Annotated in this window: 24 protein-coding genes and 1 riboswitch; of the genes, 6 read left to right on the forward strand and 18 right to left on the reverse strand. The window is 67.6% G+C overall.

What is annotated here, in order from left to right; translation table 11 throughout:
* Positions 1-119: 119 nt before the first annotated feature.
* From thiL to IB223_RS12560, 12 genes are all read right to left on the reverse strand, one after another.
* Entirely contained in the window at positions 120-1,073 is a 954-nt protein-coding gene (gene thiL / locus IB223_RS12505; protein WP_192202044.1) for a thiamine-phosphate kinase, read from the reverse strand.
* Positions 1,074-1,080: 7 nt separating this feature from the next.
* Positions 1,081-1,332, reverse strand: coding sequence for a helix-hairpin-helix domain-containing protein (locus tag IB223_RS12510; protein WP_343227195.1), 252 nt, complete (start codon positions 1,330-1,332; stop codon positions 1,081-1,083).
* Between the two features lies 1 nt (position 1,333).
* Complete coding sequence (nusB, locus tag IB223_RS12515) at positions 1,334-1,801, reverse strand: transcription antitermination factor NusB (RefSeq protein WP_337731529.1); 468 nt, start codon at positions 1,799-1,801, stop codon at positions 1,334-1,336.
* Positions 1,802-1,823: 22 nt separating this feature from the next.
* The gene (ribH, locus tag IB223_RS12520; RefSeq protein ID WP_192202046.1) at positions 1,824-2,291 is read right to left on the reverse strand and encodes a 6,7-dimethyl-8-ribityllumazine synthase; all 468 of its coding nucleotides are present in this window, start codon (positions 2,289-2,291) and stop codon (positions 1,824-1,826) included.
* 65 nt (positions 2,292-2,356) lie between these two features.
* Positions 2,357-3,451 (reverse strand): 3,4-dihydroxy-2-butanone-4-phosphate synthase, encoded by a 1,095-nt coding sequence (gene ribB, locus IB223_RS12525; protein WP_192202047.1) that lies wholly within the window; start codon positions 3,449-3,451, stop codon positions 2,357-2,359.
* Entirely contained in the window at positions 3,448-4,059 is a 612-nt protein-coding gene (locus IB223_RS12530) for a riboflavin synthase (RefSeq protein ID WP_192202048.1), read from the reverse strand. Before IB223_RS12530 ends, ribB begins: the two co-directional genes overlap by 4 nt.
* A gap of 138 nt (positions 4,060-4,197) precedes the next feature.
* A riboswitch (FMN riboswitch) is annotated at positions 4,198-4,344 on the reverse strand.
* 159 nt (positions 4,345-4,503) lie between these two features.
* Complete coding sequence (locus tag IB223_RS12535; RefSeq protein WP_192202049.1) at positions 4,504-5,265, reverse strand: class I SAM-dependent methyltransferase; 762 nt, start codon at positions 5,263-5,265, stop codon at positions 4,504-4,506.
* A gap of 9 nt (positions 5,266-5,274) precedes the next feature.
* Positions 5,275-6,372 carry a bifunctional diaminohydroxyphosphoribosylaminopyrimidine deaminase/5-amino-6-(5-phosphoribosylamino)uracil reductase RibD gene (gene ribD, locus IB223_RS12540; RefSeq protein WP_192202050.1) on the reverse strand — a complete coding sequence of 366 codons (1,098 nt, stop codon included), beginning with the start codon at positions 6,370-6,372 and terminating at the stop codon, positions 5,275-5,277.
* 3 nt (positions 6,373-6,375) lie between these two features.
* Complete coding sequence (locus IB223_RS12545) at positions 6,376-6,888, reverse strand: GNAT family N-acetyltransferase (protein ID WP_192202051.1); 513 nt, start codon at positions 6,886-6,888, stop codon at positions 6,376-6,378.
* Positions 6,889-6,891: 3 nt separating this feature from the next.
* Positions 6,892-7,428 carry a transcriptional regulator NrdR gene (gene nrdR / locus IB223_RS12550; protein WP_192202052.1) on the reverse strand — a complete coding sequence of 179 codons (537 nt, stop codon included), beginning with the start codon at positions 7,426-7,428 and terminating at the stop codon, positions 6,892-6,894.
* Between the two features lie 6 nt (positions 7,429-7,434).
* A complete protein-coding gene (glyA, locus tag IB223_RS12555; RefSeq protein ID WP_192202053.1) occupies positions 7,435-8,688 on the reverse strand; it encodes a serine hydroxymethyltransferase in 1,254 nt (417 codons plus the stop codon).
* 150 nt (positions 8,689-8,838) lie between these two features.
* Entirely contained in the window at positions 8,839-9,300 is a 462-nt protein-coding gene (locus IB223_RS12560) for an RcnB family protein (protein WP_192202421.1), read from the reverse strand.
* Between the two features lie 242 nt (positions 9,301-9,542).
* Between IB223_RS12560 and ettA the strand changes: the two genes are divergently transcribed.
* The gene (ettA, locus tag IB223_RS12565; RefSeq protein ID WP_062357777.1) at positions 9,543-11,210 is read left to right on the forward strand and encodes an energy-dependent translational throttle protein EttA; all 1,668 of its coding nucleotides are present in this window, start codon (positions 9,543-9,545) and stop codon (positions 11,208-11,210) included.
* A gap of 137 nt (positions 11,211-11,347) precedes the next feature.
* Here ettA and IB223_RS12570 read toward each other — a convergent pair whose 3' ends face one another.
* The gene (locus IB223_RS12570) at positions 11,348-11,788 is read right to left on the reverse strand and encodes a hypothetical protein (RefSeq protein ID WP_192202054.1); all 441 of its coding nucleotides are present in this window, start codon (positions 11,786-11,788) and stop codon (positions 11,348-11,350) included.
* Positions 11,789-12,006: 218 nt separating this feature from the next.
* On the opposite strand from IB223_RS12570, the gene IB223_RS12575 reads away from it, so the two are divergent.
* Positions 12,007-13,089 carry a cache domain-containing protein gene (locus IB223_RS12575; protein ID WP_192202055.1) on the forward strand — a complete coding sequence of 361 codons (1,083 nt, stop codon included), beginning with the start codon at positions 12,007-12,009 and terminating at the stop codon, positions 13,087-13,089.
* Between the two features lie 15 nt (positions 13,090-13,104).
* Here IB223_RS12575 and IB223_RS12580 read toward each other — a convergent pair whose 3' ends face one another.
* A complete protein-coding gene (locus IB223_RS12580; protein ID WP_192202056.1) occupies positions 13,105-13,428 on the reverse strand; it encodes a Rieske (2Fe-2S) protein in 324 nt (107 codons plus the stop codon).
* A gap of 90 nt (positions 13,429-13,518) precedes the next feature.
* On the opposite strand from IB223_RS12580, the gene IB223_RS12585 reads away from it, so the two are divergent.
* The 4 genes from IB223_RS12585 to IB223_RS12600 all read left to right on the forward strand — a co-directional run bounded on the left by IB223_RS12585 (position 13,519) and on the right by IB223_RS12600 (position 16,514).
* Positions 13,519-13,794 (forward strand): hypothetical protein, encoded by a 276-nt coding sequence (locus tag IB223_RS12585; protein ID WP_192202057.1) that lies wholly within the window; start codon positions 13,519-13,521, stop codon positions 13,792-13,794.
* Positions 13,795-13,858: 64 nt separating this feature from the next.
* The gene (locus tag IB223_RS12590) at positions 13,859-14,566 is read left to right on the forward strand and encodes a fumarylacetoacetate hydrolase family protein (protein WP_192202058.1); all 708 of its coding nucleotides are present in this window, start codon (positions 13,859-13,861) and stop codon (positions 14,564-14,566) included.
* 64 nt (positions 14,567-14,630) lie between these two features.
* Complete coding sequence (gene mscL / locus IB223_RS12595; RefSeq protein ID WP_192202059.1) at positions 14,631-15,032, forward strand: large-conductance mechanosensitive channel protein MscL; 402 nt, start codon at positions 14,631-14,633, stop codon at positions 15,030-15,032.
* Between the two features lie 93 nt (positions 15,033-15,125).
* Positions 15,126-16,514, forward strand: a complete 1,389-nt coding sequence (locus IB223_RS12600) for a M28 family peptidase (protein WP_192202060.1) — start codon at positions 15,126-15,128, stop codon at positions 16,512-16,514.
* A 99-nt stretch (positions 16,515-16,613) separates the two neighbouring features.
* Here IB223_RS12600 and IB223_RS12605 read toward each other — a convergent pair whose 3' ends face one another.
* The 4 genes from IB223_RS12605 to IB223_RS12620 all read right to left on the reverse strand — a co-directional run bounded on the left by IB223_RS12605 (position 16,614) and on the right by IB223_RS12620 (position 22,775).
* The gene (locus tag IB223_RS12605; RefSeq protein ID WP_192202061.1) at positions 16,614-17,486 is read right to left on the reverse strand and encodes a TrmH family RNA methyltransferase; all 873 of its coding nucleotides are present in this window, start codon (positions 17,484-17,486) and stop codon (positions 16,614-16,616) included.
* A 1-nt stretch (position 17,487) separates the two neighbouring features.
* On the reverse strand, positions 17,488-18,987 hold the full coding sequence (locus tag IB223_RS12610; protein ID WP_192202062.1) for an alanine/glycine:cation symporter family protein: 1,500 nt from the start codon (positions 18,985-18,987) through the stop codon (positions 17,488-17,490).
* Between the two features lie 112 nt (positions 18,988-19,099).
* Positions 19,100-19,648 carry a GNAT family protein gene (locus tag IB223_RS12615; RefSeq protein WP_192202063.1) on the reverse strand — a complete coding sequence of 183 codons (549 nt, stop codon included), beginning with the start codon at positions 19,646-19,648 and terminating at the stop codon, positions 19,100-19,102.
* The gene (locus tag IB223_RS12620) at positions 19,641-22,775 is read right to left on the reverse strand and encodes an efflux RND transporter permease subunit (protein WP_192202064.1); all 3,135 of its coding nucleotides are present in this window, start codon (positions 22,773-22,775) and stop codon (positions 19,641-19,643) included. Before IB223_RS12620 ends, IB223_RS12615 begins: the two co-directional genes overlap by 8 nt.
* Positions 22,776-22,779 lie beyond the last annotated feature (4 nt).

Genomic DNA, 22,779 nt, shown 5'->3' on the forward strand with positions numbered 1-22,779 from the left:
CCGACACACCTTGGGTATTCAAGGTGAAGAACGCGCCGCAGCGCGCCCGACTGGCGAACGATCGGCTTTTTCGACTGTTTGACCGCGCGGTCGCGACTTACGTCGCTCCTACAACAGCCTCAGGACTTCGCAAAGTGGTCATAACCGCGGCGCGGTGAAGACCACGGCGTGCCATCGGAACGCATCGGCTGCACCCCCTCGCCCGCCACGATGCGTCCTATCCGCGTGACCCGCAGATCAAGCTGCGAGAACACGGCGTCGATGCGTTCACGCGCATCGGCAGGTGCGGTGAAGCAGAGTTCGTAGTCGTCGCCACCGCTGGCCTGCAACGGCACGCGCGTCGCTTCATCGAACGTCGCCATCAACGCATCCGACGCCGGCAACACGTCGATGTCAACCTGCGCGCCCACGCCGCTCCGCGATGAGATATGGCCGAGATCCGCCAGCAGCCCGTCGGAAACATCGACGCAGGCGGTGGCGACGCCCCGCAGCGCGCGCCCCACTTCCACGCGTGGCGTGGGACGATCCAGTCGCGCACGCAGCGCATGAGCCGGTTCGCGGTCGAGCAGCACCAGGCCGCCCGCCGCATCGCCAAGCGTTCCGGTGACCCAGACGTCATCGCCAACGCGCGCGCCGTCGCGGCGCAAGGCGCGACCGGGCTCGACCAGACCCATCGCCGTCACCGAGATCGAAAGCGGACCCCGCGTGGTGTCACCCCCCACCAGCGCAATGCCGTGGCGCCCAGCCAGATCCAGGAAGCCATCGAGAAAGCCGTCGACCCACGCCGCATCGGACCGGGGCAACGACAGCGACAACGTGCACCATGCGGGTTCGGCACCCATCGCGGCGAGATCGGACAGGTTCACCGCCAGCGCCTTCCAGCCGATGTCGGCCGCTGCGCTGTCTTCGGGAAAATGGACGCCGGCATTCAAGGTGTCGGCGGTGACGACGAGCTGCAAGCCCGGCGGTGGCGCCAACAGCGCAGCGTCGTCGCCGATGCCGAGCACGATGTCGGCGCGCGTCCCCGCGCGGGCACGGATGCGGGCGATCAGGTCGAACTCGCCGGCACTCATGACGGCGTCAGGCGCGCGATCGCGCGAAATCGACGGCGGACTGGATCGCCGCACGTGCCTGCGGACTGTTCTTCCAGCAACTGGAACCCGTCAGCCCTGCGGCACTGGCGACGATCTCCGATGGTTCTGCGACGGCCAGCTGGCGCAGCGTAGCAATGCCCATCTGCTCCAGCCGCTGCACGACAGCAGGGCCCATCCCCTTCAACGCGAGCAACGCATCGCGCTGTTCCAGGGGGAACCGTGTGTCGCCGCCCGACACGTCAGCGCCGTGCCTGCGCCTCGGCGGGGCGCCATGCCACGGCCGCCTGGTCGAGCACGCCGTTGATGTACGTGTGCCCATGTTCGGAACCGAAACGCTTGGCGGTCTCGATGGCCTCGTTCAGCACCACGCGGTACGGCACGTCGATGCGGTGGATCAACTCGTAAGCGGCGATGCGCAGCACCGCGCGCTCGATGGGGTCGACCTCTTCGACCGTCCGGTCGAGGAACGGAAGCAGCGCCTCGTCCAGCGAGGCGCGATGCTTCACCACGCCGCGCACCAGGTCTTCGAAGTACTCAAGGTCCGCGATCTCGTGCGCCTGCTCATGCGCGAACTGCGCGATGACCTGCCCCACTTCGCCACCCGACATCTGCCACGCATAGACAGCCTGCAGCGCGCGGCGGCGCGCACGGGCACGCGTGACCGGATCGACGCCGTCCTTGCGGTGGGATTGATGATGTCGGCTCACGTCTGCTCCTGCGATTCTTGGGTTACGGCAACTGTTCCAGCAACTGCGCCATCTCGATGGCGGCCAGTGCGGCCTCTTCGCCCTTGTTGCCATGGCTGCCTCCGGCACGCGCCTCGGCATCCTCGATCCTTTCCACCGCCAGCACGCCGTTCAGCACGGGCACGCCGGAATCCAGCTGCACGCGCATCAGGCCTTCAGCGCAACCATCGGCGACGTGCTCGTAGTGGCGAGTGTCGCCACGGATCACGCAGCCCAGCGCGATGATCGCCACGTGGCGCCCGTCTCCGGCCAGACGCGCGGCGGCGACCGGGATCTCCCACGCTCCAGGCACGCGCACCACGTCGATCGCCTCTTCGCCCACGCCGTTGCCGGCAAGGCTCTGGCGCGCGCCGGCCACCAGCACATCGGTGATGCGGGGGTTCCAGCGACTGGCGATGATCGCGAAGCGGGCGCCGTCGGGCGCGCGCAGATCGCCTTCGTAGTGGGACATGGCGGGTTCCTTGGGGGTGGGAAAGTCTAACAGCCGGGCGCGGCGACGGGTCCGCCCGGTGGGGATCAAGGCTGGACGTACTCCACCACGTCCAGTCCGAAGCCGGCCAGGCCGACCTGCCGGCGCGGCGTGCCCAGCACCCGCAACCTGCCCAGGCCCAGGTCGGCCAGGATCTGCGCACCGGCACCGTTCCGGCGCCACTGGCCCACGTCCTTGGCGTTGGTGCGCACTTCGGGCTGCTTGCGAAGCCGCGCCAGCAGTGCCTCGGCGCTGCGGGGTTCGGCCAGCACCACCATCACGCCCTGCCCTTCGGCGGCGATCGCCCGCAGTGCGTCGGTGGCGTGCACGCCGAAGTCGTCGCGCCGCCAGTGCAGCAGGTCGCTCAGCGGGTTTTCCACCTGCACCCGCACCAGCGTGGGCGTGGCCGCCTCGGGCGTGCCCCGCACCAGGGCGAAGTGCAGGTCGTGGGCGATACGGTCCCGGTAGGTCACCAGCCGGAACGGACCGAACTCGGTCTCGATGTCGCGCTCGTCGATGCGCTCCACGGTGTGCTCGGTGGCCAGCCGATAGGCGATCAGGTCGGCGATCGATCCCATCTTCAGCCCGTGCTCGCGTGCGAACACCTCCAACTGCGGGCGGCGCGCCATGCTGCCGTCGGGGTTCAGCACTTCGACCAGCACGCCGGCCGGTTCCAGCCCGGCCAGCATCGGCAGGTCGCTGGCGGCCTCGGTGTGGCCGGCGCGCGTCAGCACGCCACCGGGCTGGGCGATCAGCGGGAAGATATGCCCGGGCTGGCTCAGGTCGGCCGGCTTCGCATCCGGCCGCACGGCCGTACGCACGGTGTGGGCGCGGTCATACGCGGAAATGCCGGTGGTGACGCCTTCCGCCGCTTCGATGCTGACGGTGAAGTTGGTGTGGAACTGCGCGGTGTTGTGTTGGACCATCGGCGCCAGGCCGAGTTGCGTGCAACGTTCGCGCGTCAGCGACAGGCAGACCAGGCCGCGCGCATGCGTGACCATGAAGTTGATGTCGGTCGGCTTCACCAGCTCGGCGGCCATGATCAGGTCGCCTTCGTTCTCGCGGTCCTCGTCGTCGACGATGACGACCATGCGGCCGTTGCGGATCTCTTCCAGCAGTTCGGGAATCGGTGCGAAGTTCATGCGGCGTCTCCGCCAGCGCGCGCGCCCAGCAGGCGTTCGACATAGCGGGCCACCAAGTCGATCTCCAGGTTCACCGCATCGCCGACGGCGGTCTGCGAGAAGGCGGTGTGCGAGACGGTATGCGGGATCAGCGCGACCTCGAATCCTTCGCCATCCACCTCGTTGACGGTCAGGCTCACGCCATCCACGCAGATCGAGCCCTTCTTCGCGATGTACCTGATCAGGGGTGCGGGCGCGGCGAAGCGCCAGCGCTGCGCACGCGCGTCCCCGTGCACCGACAGCACCCGGCCGACACCGTCCACATGCCCGCTGACCAGGTGGCCACCGAGGCGGTCGGTGGGGCGCATCGCTCGCTCGAGGTTCACCAGTGCGCCTTCACCCAGGCCACCGAGCGTCGTCAGCGACAAGGTCTCGGTGGATGCATCGGCCTGGAAGCTCGATGCATCGAACGCGATCACGGTCAGGCACACGCCATTCACCGCGATGCTCTCGCCGAGCTGCACGGCGTCGAACGGCAGCGTGCCGACGGCGACGCTCAGGCGGACGTCACCGCCCAGCGGCTGCAGCGCGACGATGCGGCCGACGCCCTCGATGATGCCGGTGAACATCAGCACACCTCCGGCAGGAGGACGGGGAACGCAAAGGGAATCGTGGAAGGCATGGAACGTCTCTCGCTTGAACAGAGCGGAGACGCCTCCGGGCGCGAAGGCAGGCGCACGACGCCACGCTCGCGCATGGCTCGGCGATGCCGTCTTCTTTCATCCGGACTATGACCGTCGGCTCCGGCATCTGACCGGATCTGCTGACCCTTCGGCGGGACCGAAGGCGCTCGCGGGCTCGTCGCTGGGCGACCTACCGCCGGTGGGGAATTGCACCCCGCCCTGAAGACGTCGTTGGTGGTATGCCGGCGAACCGGCCGGGGCATTCTACCGCCTCGATCCGGCGAAGGCCCTGAACGCAGCGTTCCGCGCCGCTGCAGGAGGGGCTTCAGCCCCGATGCTTCCGGCGGCCGCCGCGGACGGAAAACCGCCGGTCGGGGGCTGACGCCCCTCCTACACGGCCTTCCTGCGCAGGTGCAGGATCAGCGGCCAGCGCATGGTGCGGACGCGCTGCGGATCGCCCCAGACTTCGGCCAGGGCCGGCGTATGGGCGTAGACCGGATCCTCGCCGGTCGCGGCGCGATAGCTGCCAGTCGCCGACAGGCTGCCGAAATAGCCCAGCAACGTGGGCAGGTTCCATTCGGCGGTCAGCCACAGGCGTGGCGTGGGTACGGCCTCGAACGGCCACACGTAGTCGCCGTACCCCATGTCCACGTCGGCGCGTTCGGGCGGCCAGTAGGGGTCGATATCGTCGCGGACCTTTTCGGCCACCTCGGCCAGATCGTCTTCGAAAATGATGTCCTGGTAGGTCCAGGCGGCCAGCACGCCGCCTGGCCGCAGCACGCGCTCGCAGGTATCGAAGAAACGGTAGCGGTCGAACCAGTGCAGCGCCTGCGCGACGGCCACCAGGTCCACGCTGAGGTCCGGCAGGCGGGTGTCTTCGGCCGGTTCGACCGCCAGGCTGACATTGGCGACGGCGCGCTCCTTCGCCCAGTGGCGCTCGATCTGCGCCGCACTGGGGTCGGTGGCGTACACATGGGCGAAGTGCGCCGCCAACCCGTGCGTCGCCTGGCCGCTGCCGCAACCGGGCTCCCAGACCCGCGCATTGGCGGGCACGGCCGACGCGATCACCTCGTACAACGCCTCGGGATACGTGGGGCGCGAAGCGAGGTAGACATCGGCGACGCCGGAAAAATGATCCTTGAAAGCCACCATGGCGGGCGGTCAGCGGGCAGGTTGCAGCAGGAGGCGGTGATCTTCGCCAATCATGCGGCTGTCGACAATCTCCAGCTGCAGACGGTCCGCCATCGCCTGGATGCCCAGTCCCCCGAACAACGGCCGGGCCTGGTCACCCAACAGCATCGGCGCGACGTACAGCAGCACCTCGTCGGCCAGCCCGGCGGCGAGGAACGCGCCGGCCAGCGTGGCGCCCGCCTCGGCATGCACCTCGTTGATGCCGCGCGCGCCAAGCAGTTCCAGCACCGCCTTCAGATCGAAATTGCTGCCCGTCGCCGGCGCCACCACGCGCTGCACCGCCGTGTCGCGCGGCGGTTTGGCATCCGCGGCATGGATGTACAGCGTGGGCGCTTCGCCCTGCCGCACATTGCCGCGCGCCACCGTCGCCAGCCCGGGGTCCAGCACGACCCGCAGGGGCGGCTCGAACACCGTGTCATCCCCGAAGCGCACCGTCAGCGAGGGATCATCCGCCAGCACGGTACCGGCGCCGGTCAGGATGGCCCCCGCACGGGCGCGCCAACGCATCACGTCGCGGCGGGAGGCTTCGCCACTGATCCACTTGGAATCCCCGTTCGCCATCGCCGTGCGGCCATCCAGGCTGGTCGCCAGCTTCACCCGCATCCAGGGCCTGCCGCGCTCGACGCGCGACAGGAATCCACGATTCAGGCGCCGCGCCTGCGTCTCCATCAGTCCGGACTGCACGGCGATGCCCGCCGCGCGCAGCCTGTCGAAACCGGCACCATCGACCTGCGGGAAGGGATCGCGCATCGCCGCCACTACGCGGACAACACCCGCCGCGATCAGCGCATCCGCGCACGGGCCCGTGCGACCGGTATGCGCGCACGGCTCGAGGGTGACGTAGGCCGTCGCGCCCTTCGCGCGTTCGCCCGCCGCCTGCAACGCGAACACCTCCGCGTGCGGCCCGCCGGCTTTCTGGTGCCAGCCTTCACCCACGATCTCCCCACCCTGCGCGATCACGCAACCCACCATCGGGTTCGGACGCGTGGTGTACGCCCCGCGCTCGGCCAGACGCAACGCACGCGCCATGCAGGTGTGATCCAGGGAGGAAAAAGCGAAATCGGTCATGCGTCATCCACGCGGCACGTCAGGGGCATGTGAACCAGTATGCGCCACGCGCTGCGCGGGCCGGATGGACATGACCACCACCGGTGTCCCATGCAGCGACGTGCGCTCATCGACCTGCCAGCCCAGCGAGGTGTAGAAATCCTCATGCCACAGGGTGAACAGCCTGAGCACTGCCACGCCTTCCTGCGCCGCGTGCGCAACGGCGGCATCCACCAGGACCCGTCCACCGCCACGACCGCGCGCCTCTGGTAATACGAACAGGCTGCCCAGCCAGGGACTGCCGCGATCCTGCAGCGCCAGCGCATCCTCCAGCAGCAGACTGACAGACCCCAGCAGCGCCCCGTCATCCATCAGCAACAGCGTCGTCGGCACCGACGTGCGCGCCGCGTGATCCTCCAGCTCATCGGTGGCCGCCTGCAGGGTCCAGTCGTCGTACAGGCCGCCCCATTCGGCGTAGTGCCACGCGGCAAGCGCAGGTATGTACTGCCGGTGCCGACCGATCCAGTCGATGTGCACGAATCAGCGCTTCTTGTTCTTGTCCGCGTGCTTGTCGAACGGCACCACATCGCCGCCCAGCAGCGAGAGCTGGCCGGCGCCCGCAGGCAGGTCGCGCTCCAGCTTCTCGATCTCCTCGCGGAAATCGGCCACGTCCTCGAAACTGCGGTAGACCGAGGCGAAGCGCACGTAGCCCACATGGTCGAGCTTCCGCAGTTCGTTCATGACGAACTCGCCGATCTTGCGCGAGGCGATCTCGCGCTCGCCACTCATGCGGATGGCATGGATCACCGCGCGTACGGCCGCTTCGATCTGCTCTTCGGATACCGGCCGCTTCTGCAGCGCGCGGTCGAAGCCGGCACGCAGCTTGCGCGCATCGAAGGTGTCGCGGCGGCCATCGCCCTTGATGACCGCCGGCAGCTTGATCTCGATGTTCTCCAGCGTGGAGAACCGCTCCCCGCACGCCTCGCACTCACGGCGACGACGGATCGTTGCGCCGTCCTCGGATACGCGCGAATCGATCACGCGGGTATCGGTGTGCTGGCAGAAGGGGCAGTGCATCGTCGATCAGCCGTAGACGGGGTACTTCCGGCACTGCGCGGTCACGTTGTCCCGCACCTTCGCCAGCACGGCCTCGTCGGTCGGCGCGTCCAGCACATCGCAGATCCAGTTGGCCAGGTCGATGCAGTCCTGCTCGCCATAGCCGCGCGTGGTCACCGCCGGCGTACCGATGCGCAGGCCCGAGGTCACGAAGGGCTTGCGCGGGTCGTTCGGCACGGAGTTCTTGTTGACGGTGATGTGCGCCTTGCCCAGCGCCTCTTCCGCGTCCTTGCCGCTGACGTCCTTGCCGATCATGTCGACCAGCATCAGGTGGTTTTCGGTGCCGCCGGATACGATCTTGTAACCGCGCGCGGTGATCGTCTTCGCCATCGCCTGCGCGTTCTTCACCACCTGCGCCTGGTAGTCCTTGAATTCCGGCTCCAGCGCTTCCTTGAAGGCCACGGCCTTGGCCGCGATGACGTGCATCAGCGGGCCGCCCTGGATACCCGGGAAGACGATGCTCTGCAGCTTCTTCTCGATCTCTTCGCCCGCACCCTTGGCCACGATGATGCCGCCGCGCGGGCCGCGCAGCGTCTTGTGCGTGGTCGAGGTGACCACGTGGGCGTGCGGCAGCGGGTTCGGGTAGACGCCGGCGGCGACCAGGCCCGCCACGTGCGCCATGTCGACGAACAGGTAAGCGCCGACCTTGTCGGCGATGGCGCGGAAGCGCGCCCAGTCCACCACCTGCGAGTAGGCGGAGAAGCCGGCCACGACCATCTTCGGCTTGTGCTCCAGGGCGAGCTTCTCGACCTCGTCGTAATCGATCAAGCCCTGGGCGTTCACGCCGTACTGGATGGCGTTGAAGAGCTTGCCCGAGGCGTTGACCTTGGCGCCGTGGGTCAGGTGGCCGCCGTGGGCCAGGCTCATGCCCAAGATGGTGTCTCCGGGGTTCAGCAGGGCGAAGTACACGGCCTGGTTGGCCTGGGAGCCGGAATGCGGCTGCACGTTGGCGTAGTCGGCGCCGAACAGCTGCTTCACACGGTCGATCGCCAACTGCTCGGCGATATCCACGTATTCGCAACCGCCGTAATAGCGCTTGTGCGGGTAGCCCTCGGCGTACTTGTTGGTCAGCACGCTGCCCTGGGCCTCCAGCACGCGGGGGCTGGCATAGTTCTCGCTGGCGATCAGCTCGACGTGATCCTCCTGCCGGCGCGCCTCGTTGGCGATGGCCTGGGCCAGTTCGGGATCGTAGGTTTCGATGCGGGCGTCGCGCGGGAACATCGGGTCTCCGGGGCAAGGTCGGGCGGGAGGGCCGATTGTAGCCCGCCCGGGACTCCACGGACGAAGCGCCGTCCCGGTCCCGTTTGCCCCACGCCGGGAAAAAGAAAAGCGCGCCGAAGCGCGCTTTTCGGTCACACCCGACCTGGGGCGTCAGTGATGCAGCAGCAGGTCAGCGATGATGCCGGTGGCGATGGCCACCATCAGCATGTTGCCGCGGTCATCGCGGACCCAGTGGTAGCCACGGGGCGGACGGCGCAGATCGTAGTAATCGTAGTCGTTCACCACGTAAACCGGGCCACGGTAGTAGTCGCGGTAGCGCTGGCCCTTCGCCCAGCGATGGTAGCCGGGCGCCGGGCGGTAGACCACGCGCGGCGGTGCGTAGTAGCGGCGGTCGTCGTAACGACGGCCATCGTGGTAGCCGTGGCGGTACGCCTGGCGCTGATCACGGTAGTCGCGACGGTCATCGCGGCGATCTTCGCGCCAGTCGCGGCGATCATCCCGTCGGTCATCCCGGCGGTCGTAGTGGTGCGAACGACCCCGGTCGTGGCCGCGATCATCGTCGCGCGCCAGCACGGGAGCGGTGACGGCGAAGGCCAGGGCGGCGAAGGCCATGCTCTGGAAAATGCGCTTGGTATTCATGGAAACCCCTCTGTGTGGCACGTGAGCCCATGATGCGGATCGCATCTGAACCGATTCCCGCTGGAAAACGGTTACGGCTGTGTCAAAGGCGGGTTGGCGAAACGTATTCAGCCAGCGGTCGGGCGAGCCTTAGCGGCTATAATCGCCGCATTCCCAATTTGCCTCCCCGCCCGCCGTCCCCGGCCGGGCGCCGGGGCCTGCGTACCGGAGCCTGCATGTCCTCGCAATACATCTACACCATGAACCGGGTCAGCAAGGTGGTCCCGCCCAAGCGGCAGATCATCAAGGACATCTCGCTGTCCTTCTATCCGGGCGCCAAGATCGGCCTGCTGGGCCTGAATGGCGCCGGCAAGTCCACGGTACTGAAGATCATGGCCGGCGTGGACAAGGATTTCGAGGGTGAGGCCCGCCCGCAGCCCGGCATCAAGGTCGGCTACCTGGCGCAGGAGCCGGAGCTCAACCCTGAGCACACCGTCCGCCAGGCCGTCGAGGAAGGCGTGGGCGATGTGCTGCAGGCCCAAGCCGCCCTCGAAGCCGTGTACGCCGCCTACGCCGAAGAAGGCGCCGACTTCGACGCGCTGGCCAAGGAGCAGGAGCGTCTGGAAGCGATCCTCGCCGCCGGCGACGCGCACACACTGGAAAACCAGCTGGACGTGGCCGCCGACGCGCTGCGCCTGCCGCCGTGGGACGCCATCGTGGGCAAGCTGTCCGGCGGCGAGAAGCGCCGCGTGGCGCTGTGCCGCCTGTTGCTGCAGAAGCCGGACATGCTGCTGCTCGACGAGCCGACCAACCACCTGGACGCGGAGTCCGTCGAGTGGCTGGAACAGTTCCTTGCCCGCTACACCGGCACCGTGGTGGCCGTGACCCATGATCGGTACTTCCTCGACAACGCCGCCGAATGGATCCTCGAACTGGATCGCGGCCGCGGCATTCCGTGGAAGGGCAACTACACCGACTGGCTGGTGCAGAAGGACGAGCGCCTGAAGCAGGAAGACAACCAGGAAAAGGCCCGTCAGAAGGCCATCCAGAAGGAACTGGAGTGGTCGCGCCAGAACGCGAAGGGTGGCCGCTCCAAGGGCAAGGCGCGCCTGGCGCGCCTGGAAGAGCTGCAGTCGGTCGACTACCAGCGCCGCAACGAGACCAACGAGATCTTCATCCCGCCGGGTGAGCGACTGGGCAACAACGTCATCGAGTTCAAGAATGTCTCGAAGAAGTTCGGCGACCGCCTGCTGATCGACAATCTGAGCTTCCTGGTGCCGGGCGGCGCGATCGTCGGCATCATCGGCCCGAACGGCGCGGGCAAGTCGACGCTGTTCAAGATGATCACCGGCCAGGAAAAGCCGGATTCGGGCACCATCACCACCGGCCCGACCGTGCAGCTGGCGTACGTGGACCAGAGCCGCGAAAAGCTCGAAGGCAACCACAACGTCTTCCAGGAAATTTCCGGCGGCCTGGACATCCTCAACATCAACGGCGTCGAGATCCAGTCGCGCGCGTACATCGGCCGCTTCAACTTCAAGGGCCAGGACCAGCAGAAGATGGTGGGCTCGCTGTCGGGCGGTGAACGCGGCCGCCTGCACATGGCCAAGACGCTGCTGCAGGGTGGCAACGTGCTGCTGCTCGACGAACCGTCGAACGACCTGGACATCGAAACCCTGCGTGCGCTGGAAGACGCGCTGCTGGAGTTCCCCGGCAACACCTTCGTCATTTCGCATGACCGCTGGTTCCTGGACCGCATCGCCACGCACATCCTCGCCTTCGAGGGCGACTCGCACGTGGAGTTCTTCCAGGGCAACTACCGCGAGTACGAGGAAGACAAGAAGCGTCGCCTGGGCGAAGACGGCGCCCGTCCGCACCGTCTGCGGTTCAAGGCGCTGAAGTGACGTGTTCGCGCACACAGATGCGTGATCGCCTCTGACCTTGCCCAACGAGAACGCCGGCCCCGTGCCGGCGTTCTCGTCTGTGATCGGTCACCGCGTTCGGCCTGCACGTGTGCGGCAATCGAATGCAAGGCGGGTAACTACCCTCCGGTAGAGGTCGCCATCACCACTGCCACCGCTATCCCCATTACCATCTGGATGACAACGAAGAAGAGCCCGTAACCCAGAAGGCCGCGCAGCAGCAACTTCCAGCGCGCATACGGCTGAAACAGCTGCATCAACGAAAAGACACCGTAGACCGTCGAGACCAGGACCGACCAGGCCGGCAAACCCGGGACCCAGCGTTGCAGCAGCAACGCGATCGACCAGAAGACAAAGGTCTGGACGGTCAGGAAGGCATTATCACCAGCCATTCCGGATAGTTCAGCGAACCGACGCGGTGAAAGGCCAACCGGAACGCCCCTGCTTCGAACGGCAACAGCAGCAACGTCGCGGCCGCGAAACAGGCGTTCATCCAATCGCCGATCGACTTGGACGTGGTCGCCAACGCGGACGGCGATACAGTTGCTCGCGTCGCCCATGCGGGTCCCCTGTCCGTGGTGCGCGGATTCTAGGCAAGCGTCGCGCATGCGTCCAACACACGACGCCCGGCCGCCCCATCCCGGGGAAATCGCGCACCGCGACGGTGCCGATTAAAGCGCTCCGCTTGCGCGCCGATAGCGCCTCAATACGGGGAGCAACTTCACGCTGCCGCATTCCGGTGCCGTGTTACCCCTCCCCCTTCCCCACAAGGAGCTCCATGAACGCATGCGCTGTCGCCCCCGTGCCCGACGCCGGCATCGACGACCACATCCAGTCGGTATCGGGATTGTCGGATTCCTTGCTGAAACAACTGCGTCAATCGCTACAGAAGATCGACGAGATCAACCGCATCACCCGCATCATCTCGATGAATGCACGCATCGAGGCCGTGCGTATCGGCAGCGCCGGACGCAGCTTCGGCGTGATCGCCGAAGAGATGGACACGCTGTCGCGACGGGTCAGCGACACCGCGCAGGAAATCGACCGCATGGCGGGTCGCACCAGCACCGATCTGCGCGAGCGGCTGGACCAACTGCAGACCGACGTGCGCCGCACGCGGCTGACGGACCTGGCGCTGGCCAACATCGACCTGATCGATCGCAACCTGTACGAGCGCAGTTGCGATGTGCGCTGGTGGGCTACCGATGCGGCGATCGTCGCCGCCGCACAGGATCCGCAACCGGCCGCGCTCACGCATGCAAGCCAGCGGCTCGGCCAGATACTGGATTCCTACACCGTCTATTTCGACCTCGTGCTCACCGACCTGCAAGGCAATGTGCTGACCAATGGCCGGCCACGCCATTACCCGTCCGCAGGCCACTCGGTCGCGCAGCAGGAATGGTTCCAGTCCGCCATGTCCACGCGCAATGGCGAAGAGTTCGGCTTCCAGTCCATGCATGCGAGCACGCTTGCGGGCGGTGATCGCGTGCTGGTCTACGCCTGCACGGTGCGCGAAGGCGGTCGCGTACAGGGGCGCGTGCTGGGCGTGCTCGGCATTGTGTTCCGATGGGACGCACTGGCGCAGACCATCGTGGAACGGACGCCATTGTCGGAGGTGGAATGGCGCCGCAGCCGGGTCTGCATCGTCGATGCGCAGGGCCGGTTGCTGGCCGACACGCAGTCCGGCGCGGATGCCTCGCGACTCGATTTTCCTGGGCATGCATCCCTGTTCGCCCAGCCCCGTGGCGCGATCGACGTATCCATCGAGGGCCGCCCCCATTGTGTGGCACAGGCCGCGTCACCAGGCTACGAGACCTACCGCACCGGCTGGCATTGCGTGATCGTGCAAGGCGTCGACTGACGCCAGCAGCGCGGCTCAGTCCAGCCACACCTCGCCGTCACGCACCTGCACGGCGACGGCGCGCAGCGAATCGCCGCGGCAGGGCCCGGCGACGCAGTCACCGCGTACGAGTTCGAACGAGGCGCCATGGGCGGCACAGACAAGGTGGCCGTCCTTGCTCTTGAGGAATTGACCAGGCGCCCAGTCCAGCCGTCTGCCGGCGTGGGGACAGACATTGAGCCATGCGCGCACATCGCCGCCATCGCGATGCAGGATCAACGACTCGGCATCGTCGCCGATCACGGCTTCAACCTCGGCGAAAGCGCCGTCGGCGATGTCATTCAGTGCGCTCAGTCGCATGTCGCTTAACGAAGTCCTCACACGGTCATCAAACGGTCATCCGATACTGCGCGTACCGGCTCCGGCCGCATTCTGTCACGACGCAACGCCATGTACGCACGCCATTTCCAGTTCAATGCCTTCCGCCACGTGTTCGCTCCGCGCAAGCCGCGCCATCCGCTGCTGCGGGTTGGCCTGGGCCTGCTGGGTGTACTGCTGCTCGGCGTGCTGGTGTTCTTCAGCGTGTTCGTCGGTGCCGCGATGATCGCCGGCGGCCTGGCTTACAAGTTCCTGCGCCAGCGGGGCAAGCCCAACGCGCGCGATGCGCGGGTGGTCGACGCGGAGTACCACGTGGTCCGCAAGCCGGTGCTGCCCCTCTCGCATTGAGCATCTTGGCAGGGCGAGTGCGTTCCCGCCTAAACTCTGCGGCCACATTCCCTGGGTGGCCGACATGACCGACATCATCCCTGCTCCGCCTGTTCCGCGCGTTCCGGTGCGCGGTGGCGGTACGTTCCCGGTGCGCCGCATCTTCTGCGTGGGCCGCAACTTCGCCGACCACGCGCGCGAGATGGGCGCGACCGCACCCGCTTCGAAGGCCGAGCGCGGCAGCCCCGTGTTCTTCCACAAGCCGGGCGACGCGATCGTCACCGGGAATGCGGATGTTCCCTACCCGCCGGGCACGCGCGACCTGCACCACGAGGTGGAACTGGTCGTCGCACTGGGCAGCGACGCACCACCCGGACCGCTCTCCCCCGGGGCCGCGAAGGCACTGGTGATCGCCTACGGCGTCGGCCTGGACCTGACCCGCCGCGACCTGCAGGGCGCGGCCAAGGCCAAGGGCCTGCCCTGGGATACCGGCAAAGGCTTCGATCATTCCGCACCGGTCAGCGAACTGGTTCCGGCGGCGGATGTCGGGGTGCTGGAAGACCGCACGCTGACCCTGCGGGTGAACGGCGACATGCGCCAGCATGGCGCGCTGCACGACCTCATCTGGGACGTGGCCGATATCCTGCACGAGTTGTCCATGCTCTATGCACTGAAGGCGGGCGACCTGGTCTTCATGGGCACGCCCGCAGGCGTGGCCGCACTGGTGCCGGGCGACACGTTCACCGCCACCCTCGACGGCGTAGTGGAGTTGCGCGGCCGTATTGCCGGCTGATCGACGGTGCGTGCGATATAGTCGGCGCCGACGCCGCACAGGCGCCGACTGACGAGGACATGGGATGGGCATGATCAGCGAGTTCAAGGAGTTTGTTTCGCGCGGCAACGTGGTCGACCTGGCCGTGGGTGTCGTCATCGGTGCGGCATTCGGCAAGATCGTCAGCAGCCTGGTCGATGGCATCGTGATGCCGCTGGTCGGCCTGATGATGGGCGGCGTGAAGTTCAGCGACCTGGCGGTGACCCTGCGCGCGGCGCAGGTGGATGCGGCGGGCAAGGAGATCGTACCGGCGCTGCTGTTGAAGTACGGCGCTTTCCTGCAGACCGCCATCGACTTCCTGATCATCGCGTTCGTGATCTTCCTGTTCCTGAAAGCCTACAACCGCGTGCGCGCGCCCGCGCCGGAAGCCGCCACGCCCGAGGACATCGTGTTGCTGCGCGAGATCCGGGACGCACTGAAGAAATAACGGCACGCGGCGTTCCGGATCGGCAACGCCGTCGACGGAAACACGGGGCCACGGGCTGGTAAGCTCGTGGCCTTCGTTTTTCCGGGACTCTCCATGCGTCTTGCTCCGCTGCTGCTCGCCCTGGCCGTCACCACGCCCGCCTTCGCCGCCTCACGCGAAACCCGCATCCCCGACATCGCACTAGCTACTGCCGCGCAACTGCGCGAGCAGGCCCTCACTGACCGCACCGGCTGGAACGTCGTCGAATCGCTGACGACCGAAGTGGGCCCGCGCCTGGCCGGCAGCGAGGCCGACGCGAAGGCGGTCGCGTGGGCACAGGCGAAATTCAAGGCACTGGGTTTCGACAAGGTATGGATCGAACCGGTGACGTTTCCCAAGTGGGTGCGCCGCAGCGAAAGCGCGGCCGTGCTCGGCACGCACGCGCAACCGCTGACCATCACCGCACTGGGCGGCAGCCCCGCGGGCAAGGTGGACGCGGAGATCGTGCGCTTCGCCGACCTGGCCGCACTGGAAGCGGCACCGGCGGGCTCGCTGGCCGACAAGATCGCCTTCGTCGACTATCCGATGCAGGCCGCGCGTGACGGTAGCGACTACCGCAACGGCGGCGCGATCCGCTCGAAAGGCCCGTCGGCGGCGATCCGCAAGGGCGCCATCGCCTTCCTGATGCGCTCGGCCGGCACCGACAACCATCGCGTCGCGCATACCGGCATCACGCGCTTCGACGAGGGGCTGACGCCGGTACCGTCCGCGTCGCTGACCATCCCCGATGCCGACCAGTTGGCGCGCCTGCTGCAGCGCGGCGCGGTGCGCGTCTCGCTCGCTCTGGATTGCGGCTGGGACGGCGAGTACACCTCGCACAATGTCATCGGCGAGATCACCGGGCGCAGCTTGCCCAAGGAAGTGGTGGTGATCGGCGGCCACCTGGATTCGTGGGACCTGGGCACCGGCGCGATCGACGACGGCGCCGGCATCGGCATCACCATGGCGGCGGGGCATCTGATCGGCCAGCTCAAGCAGGCGCCGAAGCGCACCATCCGCGTGATCGCCTTCGCCAACGAGGAGCAGGGCCTCTACGGCGGCAAGGCTTACGCGGAGAAGTACCTGGCCGACATCACGCGCCACCAGATCGCCGCCGAAAGCGACTTCGGCGCAGGCCGCATCTATGCCTTCAACACCGGCGCACCGGAACACGCGCGCAAGGCGACCGAACAGATTGCACAGGCACTGGCGCCGCTGGGCATCGAGTACGCACCGGGCAAGGGCAGCGCAGGCCCGGACATCAGTCCATTCGCCGCGAAGGGCATGGCGTGGGCGTGGCTGGCGCAGGACGGCAGCGACTACTTCGACCTGCACCACAACGCCGATGACACGCTGGACAAGATCGACCCGGCGGCGCTGGCACAGAACGTCGCGGCGTATACCGTGTTCGCCTATCTGGCGGCGGAGGCCGATGGCGACTTTGGCAGCCGGCTGAAAGAGTGAATTTGCAGGAGGGGCTTCAGCCCCAACGCCTTTCGATGGGCCTTCCGGCAGTCCTGCCGGAAGGTCGGGGCTGAAGCCCCTCCCACACAAGATCCGCGATCAGGCCTTCTGCTTCCACTGCGCCAGGAACACCGCCGTCGCGGCGGCGACGTTGAGGCTCTCGACCGCACCGCTGCCGGGAATCGACAGGCGCAGGTCGCAGGCATCGGCGAGGCGCGCATCCATGCCTTCGCCTTCCGCACCCATCACGTAGATCAGGCGTTGCGGCAGTCTTGCCGCGAACAGATCATCTCCCCCGCGCACGACAGTGGCGGCCAGCGCAAAGCCTGCGCCGCGCAATTGCGCCAGCGCATTCTCCGGGTTGCCCATCCGCACCAGCGGCACCTGTTCGGCGCCGCCCTCGGCCACACGCGCCGCCGCACCGGACAGCGCCAGCGTGGAGTCGCGCGGCAACAGGATGCCGGCCACGCCGAAATGCGCGGCCGAGCGCAGGATGGCGCCGAAGTTGTGCGGATTGCCCACGCCGTCCAGCCACAGCGCCGCGGCCGGCTGTCCCTCGGGAAGCGCACGCAACCAGTCCGTCATCGGCGACGGCGCCAGTTTCAGCACGTCGGCCACGACGCCTTCGTGGTGCGTGCTGGCAGCCAGGCGATCCAGATCACCCTCCTCCACCACCCGGTAGCCGACACGGTGCTTGACGCACCATGCCAGCAGGGGTTTCAGCGCGGGGATGCGCGCTTCGAGGAGATACAGCTTGCGGATGGCGTCGGGGCGCCGCGCGAACACTGCCTGCACGGCATTCAAACCGTACAGGCGCAGTTCCTCGCGTGAAACGTCTGCGGGACGCTCGCCGCCAGCGGATTGGACGCGTGGCGGACGCTCATCCTGCGCCCTTGGCGGACGCCGGCGATCCGGCGGACTGCCGGGCGGACGCGGCGGACGCGGCGGACGGGTGTTCCAGGGATTGCTCACGTCAGGCCTGCTTCTTCCAGAAGTGCGCGTTGCGGATGCCGAGTGCTTCCGGATCGAAGGTCGGGTCCAGCCCCTGCTTCTTCTGCCGCTCGTAGTCGCGCAACGCGATCAGCGCCGGCTTTTGCAGGATCAGGATGGCGATGACGTTCAACCATGCCATCAGGCCCACGCCGATGTCGCCCAGCGTCCACGCCATCGCGGCGTTGTGGTACGCGCCGAACACGACCATGCCCACGATGCCCAGGCGCAGCAGCAGCGTCGCCAGCGGGTGGGTTTTCTTCACGCCGGCCAGGTAGGTCAGGTTGGTCTCGGCCATGTAGTAATAGGCCATGATCGTGGTGAAGGCGAAGAAGAACAGCGCCAGCGCCACGAAGCCTGCGCCCCAGCCCGGCAGCACCGATTCCACCGCCGCCTGGGTGAACTGCGCACCTTCCGATGGCTGCACGCCCGGCACGCCGGAGAAGATCTCCACCAGCGTCTCCTTGCCATTCACCGTGACGCTCTTGAAGGTGTTGTACATGCCCGTGGACAGCAGCAGGAACGCCGTCGACGTGCACACCAGCATGGTGTCGAAGTAGATCGCGAACGCCTGCACGTAACCCTGCTTGGCCGGGTGCGAGACCTCGGCGGCCGCGGCGGCGTGCGGGCCGGTGCCCTGGCCAGCCTCGTTGGCGTAGATGCCGCGCTTCACGCCCCAGGCGATGGCCTGGCCGATGATCGCGCCGAAGGCCGCATGCGCACCGAACGCGCTGGAGAAGATGTCGGCGAACATCGCCGGCACCTTGCCGGCGTTGGCGATCATCACGATCACCGCCATCAGGATGAAGGCCAGCGCCATGAACGGCACCACGACCTCGGCGAAGGTCGCGATGCGCTTGATGCCGCCGAAGATGATGACCGCTAGTACGGCCGCCACGCCCAGCCCGATCCAGAGTTTCAGCGCGCCGGTGCCGCCCACGGCGGCGCAGTCGCCCATGCCGCACAGCACGTTGGTCGCGCTGTCGGCGATCGCGTTGGCCTGCACCCCCGGCAGCAGCAGGCCGGTGGCGATGACCGTGGCCACGGCGAAGGTCACCGCGTACCACTTCAGACCCATCGCCTTCTCGATGTAGTAGGCCGGGCCGCCGCGATAACGGCCTTCGCCGTCCTTCTCCTTGTAGATCTGCGCCAGGGTGCACTCGATGTACGAGGTCGACGCGCCCAGGAAGCCCATCACCCACATCCAGAACACCGCGCCCGGGCCGCCATAGGCGATCGCCGTGGCGACGCCGGCGATGTTGCCGATGCCCATGCGTCCGGCCATCGAGATCGCCAGCGCCTGGAACGAAGACACGCCGGCGTCCGACTTCTGGCCGGTCACCGTCAGGCGGCACATCTCGGCGAAACCGCGCACCTGCATGACGCGGGTGCGGATGGTGAACCACAGGCCGGCACCCAGGCACAGCGCGATCAGCGCATTGCTCCAGATGATGCCGTTCAACCAGGCAAAAAAGGCTTCCACGGGGATGGGTCTCCGGTCGTTGATGCAGGGATGCGGGAAAGCGGCGGGCAAGCGCTGCCAAGTCCCTGAAAGATACCCGTAACCTGCGCCGCTGCGCAGTCCCCACGTGGATTCAGGGCCAGATCCGGCCCAGGAGCCGCAGGTCGTGCAGCCCGTCGGGCTTGCGCACGGCCGCACGGCGCACGCCTTCCTGCTGGAAGCCGTTCTTCTCCAGCACCCGTGCCGAGGCCGGATTGACGTCCAGCACGTTGGCCTCGATCCGATGCAGATCGAGCGCAGGCACCACCCATTCCAGGTAGGCCGCGACGATGCGGGTCATGTGCCCGTGCCCCCAATGGCGGCGTCCCAGCCAGTAGCCCAGTTCCGCCGCGTGGGCCTTCTCGCCGTGGCGCGGGCGCACGGCGATGCCGCCGCAGGCCTCACCATCGATTTCTATCGCGAGCACGGGATGATCGAGGTCGACCACGCGACCGGCGAGGAAGGCTTCGCCATCCGCGCGCGTATAGGGATGCGGGAAGCGGTCGCTCAACCCGCGCGGTACAAGCGGGTCATCCGCATGCCGCACCAGGGCGTCCAGGTCATCCTGCTGCCAGGCACGCAGCACGAATCCCTCGCCCTCCAGCCGGACGCCGGCGAACGGACGTCCGCCGGACTCAGCCATGGCCGCCCACGGAAGGGGTTTCCGCTTCCAGTTTGCCAAGCTCGTGCGCGACGGCTTCGGGCGAGCGCGTGTACGGCGCCAGCAGCGCATAGAACGCAGGTACCACGTACAACGACAGCAGCGTGGAGAAGGTCACGCCGAAGATCACCACGACGCCGATGGTCGCCCGGCTGGCCGAACCCGGGCCGCCGGCGAGCACCAGCGGCACTGCGCCCATCACCGTGGCCACCGACGTCATCAGGATGGGACGCAGGCGCACGCGCGCCGATTCGGCGATGGCGCGCGCCACATCCGCCCCGTCGTCGCGCAGCTGGTTGGCGAACTCCACGATCAGGATGCCGTTCTTCGCGGCCAGGCCGATCAGCATCACGATGCCGATCTGGCTGAAAAGGTTCAGCGTGCCGCCGGTGACCCACAGGCCGATCAGCGCGCCCAGCACCGCCAGCGGCACGGTCAGCATGATGATCAGCGGGTGGATGAAGCTCTCGAACTGCGCCGCCAGCACCAGATAGACGATCAGCAGCGCCAGCGTGAAGGTCAGCAGGATCGCGCCACCGGCTTCCTGGTACTCGCGCGACTCGCCCTTCCAGTCGATCTGCGCATAGTCCGGCAACTCCTCGGCCACCGTCTGCCGCGTCCATTCCAGTGCCTCGCCCATCGTGTAGCCGGGCGCGAGGCCGGCACTGATGGTGATCGCCCGCAGGCGGTTGAAGCGGTTGAACGTGCCCGGTTCGGCGATCTCGCTCAGCGTCACCAGGTTGGACAGCGGGATCAGCGCGCCGTCGCTGCCGCGCACGTAGGTCTGCGCCAGATCCTCGGTGTTGGCGCGCTTGTCGCGGCCGGCCTGCAGCATGACGTCGTACTCCTCGCCGTTGTCCACGTACGTGGTCACCTGGCGCGAGCCCATCATCGTTTCCAGCGTGCGGCCAATCTCCTGCACCGACACCCCGAGGTCGGCGGCGCGGTCGCGGTCGATGTTCACGCGCATCTGCGGCCGCGTTTCCTTGTAGTCGGAATCCGGGTCCTGGATGCCCGGGTTGGATTCCATCCGTTGCAGGATGCGGTCGCGCCACTGCGCCAGCTCGACGTAGTCGGGGCCACCCAGCACCAGCTGGTAGCGCTGGCCACGGCTGCCGACCAGGCCGCCGGCCACGTTGGCGCGTGCCTGCACGCCCGGCAGCTTGGACAGCTCGGCGCGCAGACCGTTGACGACGTCGTCCGTGGTGGCCTCGCGCTCGTGCCAGTCCTGCAGGAACACGATCACCTGGCCGGTATGCATGTCCTCGCTGCCGCCGAATCCGCGGGGCACGCGCGAGTTGGCGCGCTCGATCGGCTTGTCGCCGCCAACCTGGCCCATCACGATGCGCTCGACCTGCTGCATCTGGTTGACCATGTAGTCGAAGCCCGCGCCCTCCGGGCCATCGACCATGACGAAGAAGCGGCCGCGATCTTCCGCAGGCGCCAGTTCGCTCGGCACGCGCAGGCCGAGCACGACGATGGCGATGCCGCACAGCGCCATGGCCGCCAGCACCAGACCGAGGATGCGCTTGCCGGTCAGGCCGACCAGGCGCTCCACGTGCCGGCCGTAGCCGTCGCTGACGCGGGTCAGCGTGCGGTTGGTCCACGCGTTGAGGCCGCGCGGCTCGGTATGCGGCCGCACCAGCTTGGACGACATCATCGGCGTCAGCGTCAGTGCGACGAAGGCCGAGATCGCCACCGCCGCCGCCAGCGCCACGGACAACTCGCGGAACAGGCGGCCTGTGTTGCCCTCCATGAAGCCGACGGGCAGGAACACCGCCACCAGCACCGCCGTGGTCGCGATCACCGCGAAGGCCACCTGGGCGGTGCCGCGACGCGCGGCCACCAGCGCCGGTTCGCCAAGATCGGCGCGGCGCTGCACGTTCTCCAGCACCACGATGGCGTCGTCCACCACCAGGCCGATGCAGAGCACCAGCGCGAGCAGGGTCAGCAGGTTGATCGAGAAGCCGAACGCATAGAGCGCGATGAAGGCGGAAATCAGGCAGACGGGCACGGTCACTGCGGGGATCAGCGCCGCGCGCAGGCTGCCGAGGAACAGCCAGATCACCAGGAACACCAGCACCATCGCCTCGCCCAGCGTCCAGTAGACGCGTTCGATCGAGGCCTCGATGAACGTGGTGCTGTCGAAGGCGACGAAGATGTCGGTGCCTTCCGGCAGCGTCTGCTGGATGATCTCGGCCTCGGCGCGCGCCGCGCGCGCCACGTCGAGCGCGTTCGCGGTGGAGGTGCGCACGATGCCCAGGCCGACGTTCGGCACGGCGTTGCTGCGCAGGTACGAACGGCGCTCTTCGGCACCCAGTTCCACCTTGGCCACGTCGCCCAGCCGCACCACGTAACCGTCGGCGCCCTTGCGCAGCGGCAACTGGGCGAACTGCTCCGGCCGCTGGTACCCGCGCTCGACGCGCAGGGTGAAGTCGCGCGAGGCCGATTCGATGCGGCCGGCCGGCAACTCGATGTTCTGCGCGCGCAGCGCGGTCTCGACATCGCCGGTGGTCACGCCGCGCGCCGCCATCGCCTCGCGGTCCAGCCAGATCCGCATCGCATAGCGCTGACCGCCGCCGAGCTGCACGCGCGCCACGCCATCCAGCGCGGACAGGCGGTCCAGCACGTAACGGTCGGCGTAGTCGGTCAGCTCCATCGTGTCCATCACGGTGGAGCGCATGTTCAACCAGATGATGACGTCGGCGTCGGCCTCGACCTTGGAGATCTGCGGCGGATCGGCCTCGTCCGGCAGGCGGTTCATCACACGGCTGACACGGTCGCGCACATCGTTGGCGGCAGCCTCGATGTCGCGGCTGAGGTTGAACTCGATGGTCACGTCGGCGCGGCCGTTGCGGCTGCTCGACTGGATGGTCTTGATGCCCTCGATGCCCGACAGACCGTCCTCGAGGATCTGGGTGATGCGTGTTTCGACCACCGCCGCCGACGCGCCCGGATAGTTCACCTCCACCGACACGATGGGCGGGTCGATGTTGGGCAGTTCGCGCAGGGTCAGGCGCAGGAACGACATCACGCCCAGCACGACCAGCAGCAGGCTGACCACCACCGCGAAAACGGGGCGCTTGATCGACAGATCGGAGAGCTTCATGCGC

The sequence above is a fragment of the Pseudoxanthomonas sp. PXM03 genome (assembly GCF_014852005.1).
Taxonomy (GTDB): Bacteria; Pseudomonadota; Gammaproteobacteria; order Xanthomonadales; family Xanthomonadaceae; genus Pseudoxanthomonas_A.

Bases quoted from the DNA above. Each gene is read 5' to 3' on its own strand.
- thiL (WP_192202044.1), bottom strand. From the start codon at position 1,073: ATGAGTGCCGGCGAGTTCGACCTGATCGCCCGCATCCGTGCCCGCGCG.
- ribH (WP_192202046.1), bottom strand. From the start codon at position 2,291: ATGTCCCACTACGAAGGCGATCTGCGCGCGCCCGACGGCGCCCGCTTC.
- ribB (WP_192202047.1), bottom strand. From the start codon at position 3,451: ATGAACTTCGCACCGATTCCCGAACTGCTGGAAGAGATCCGCAACGGC.
- IB223_RS12530 (WP_192202048.1), bottom strand. From the start codon at position 4,059: ATGTTCACCGGCATCATCGAGGGCGTCGGCCGCATCGTCGCGCTGCAG.
- IB223_RS12535 (WP_192202049.1), bottom strand. From the start codon at position 5,265: ATGGTGGCTTTCAAGGATCATTTTTCCGGCGTCGCCGATGTCTACCTC.
- ribD (WP_192202050.1), bottom strand. From the start codon at position 6,372: ATGACCGATTTCGCTTTTTCCTCCCTGGATCACACCTGCATGGCGCGT.
- nrdR (WP_192202052.1), bottom strand. From the start codon at position 7,428: ATGCACTGCCCCTTCTGCCAGCACACCGATACCCGCGTGATCGATTCG.
- glyA (WP_192202053.1), bottom strand. From the start codon at position 8,688: ATGTTCCCGCGCGACGCCCGCATCGAAACCTACGATCCCGAACTGGCC.
- IB223_RS12560 (WP_192202421.1), bottom strand. From the start codon at position 9,300: ATGGCCTTCGCCGCCCTGGCCTTCGCCGTCACCGCTCCCGTGCTGGCG.
- ettA (WP_062357777.1), top strand. From the start codon at position 9,543: ATGTCCTCGCAATACATCTACACCATGAACCGGGTCAGCAAGGTGGTC.
- IB223_RS12570 (WP_192202054.1), bottom strand. From the start codon at position 11,788: ATGGGCGACGCGAGCAACTGTATCGCCGTCCGCGTTGGCGACCACGTC.
- IB223_RS12575 (WP_192202055.1), top strand. From the start codon at position 12,007: ATGAACGCATGCGCTGTCGCCCCCGTGCCCGACGCCGGCATCGACGAC.
- IB223_RS12580 (WP_192202056.1), bottom strand. From the start codon at position 13,428: ATGCGACTGAGCGCACTGAATGACATCGCCGACGGCGCTTTCGCCGAG.
- IB223_RS12585 (WP_192202057.1), top strand. From the start codon at position 13,519: ATGTACGCACGCCATTTCCAGTTCAATGCCTTCCGCCACGTGTTCGCT.
- IB223_RS12590 (WP_192202058.1), top strand. From the start codon at position 13,859: ATGACCGACATCATCCCTGCTCCGCCTGTTCCGCGCGTTCCGGTGCGC.
- mscL (WP_192202059.1), top strand. From the start codon at position 14,631: ATGGGCATGATCAGCGAGTTCAAGGAGTTTGTTTCGCGCGGCAACGTG.
- IB223_RS12600 (WP_192202060.1), top strand. From the start codon at position 15,126: ATGCGTCTTGCTCCGCTGCTGCTCGCCCTGGCCGTCACCACGCCCGCC.
- IB223_RS12615 (WP_192202063.1), bottom strand. From the start codon at position 19,648: ATGGCTGAGTCCGGCGGACGTCCGTTCGCCGGCGTCCGGCTGGAGGGC.
- IB223_RS12620 (WP_192202064.1), bottom strand. From the start codon at position 22,775: ATGAAGCTCTCCGATCTGTCGATCAAGCGCCCCGTTTTCGCGGTGGTG.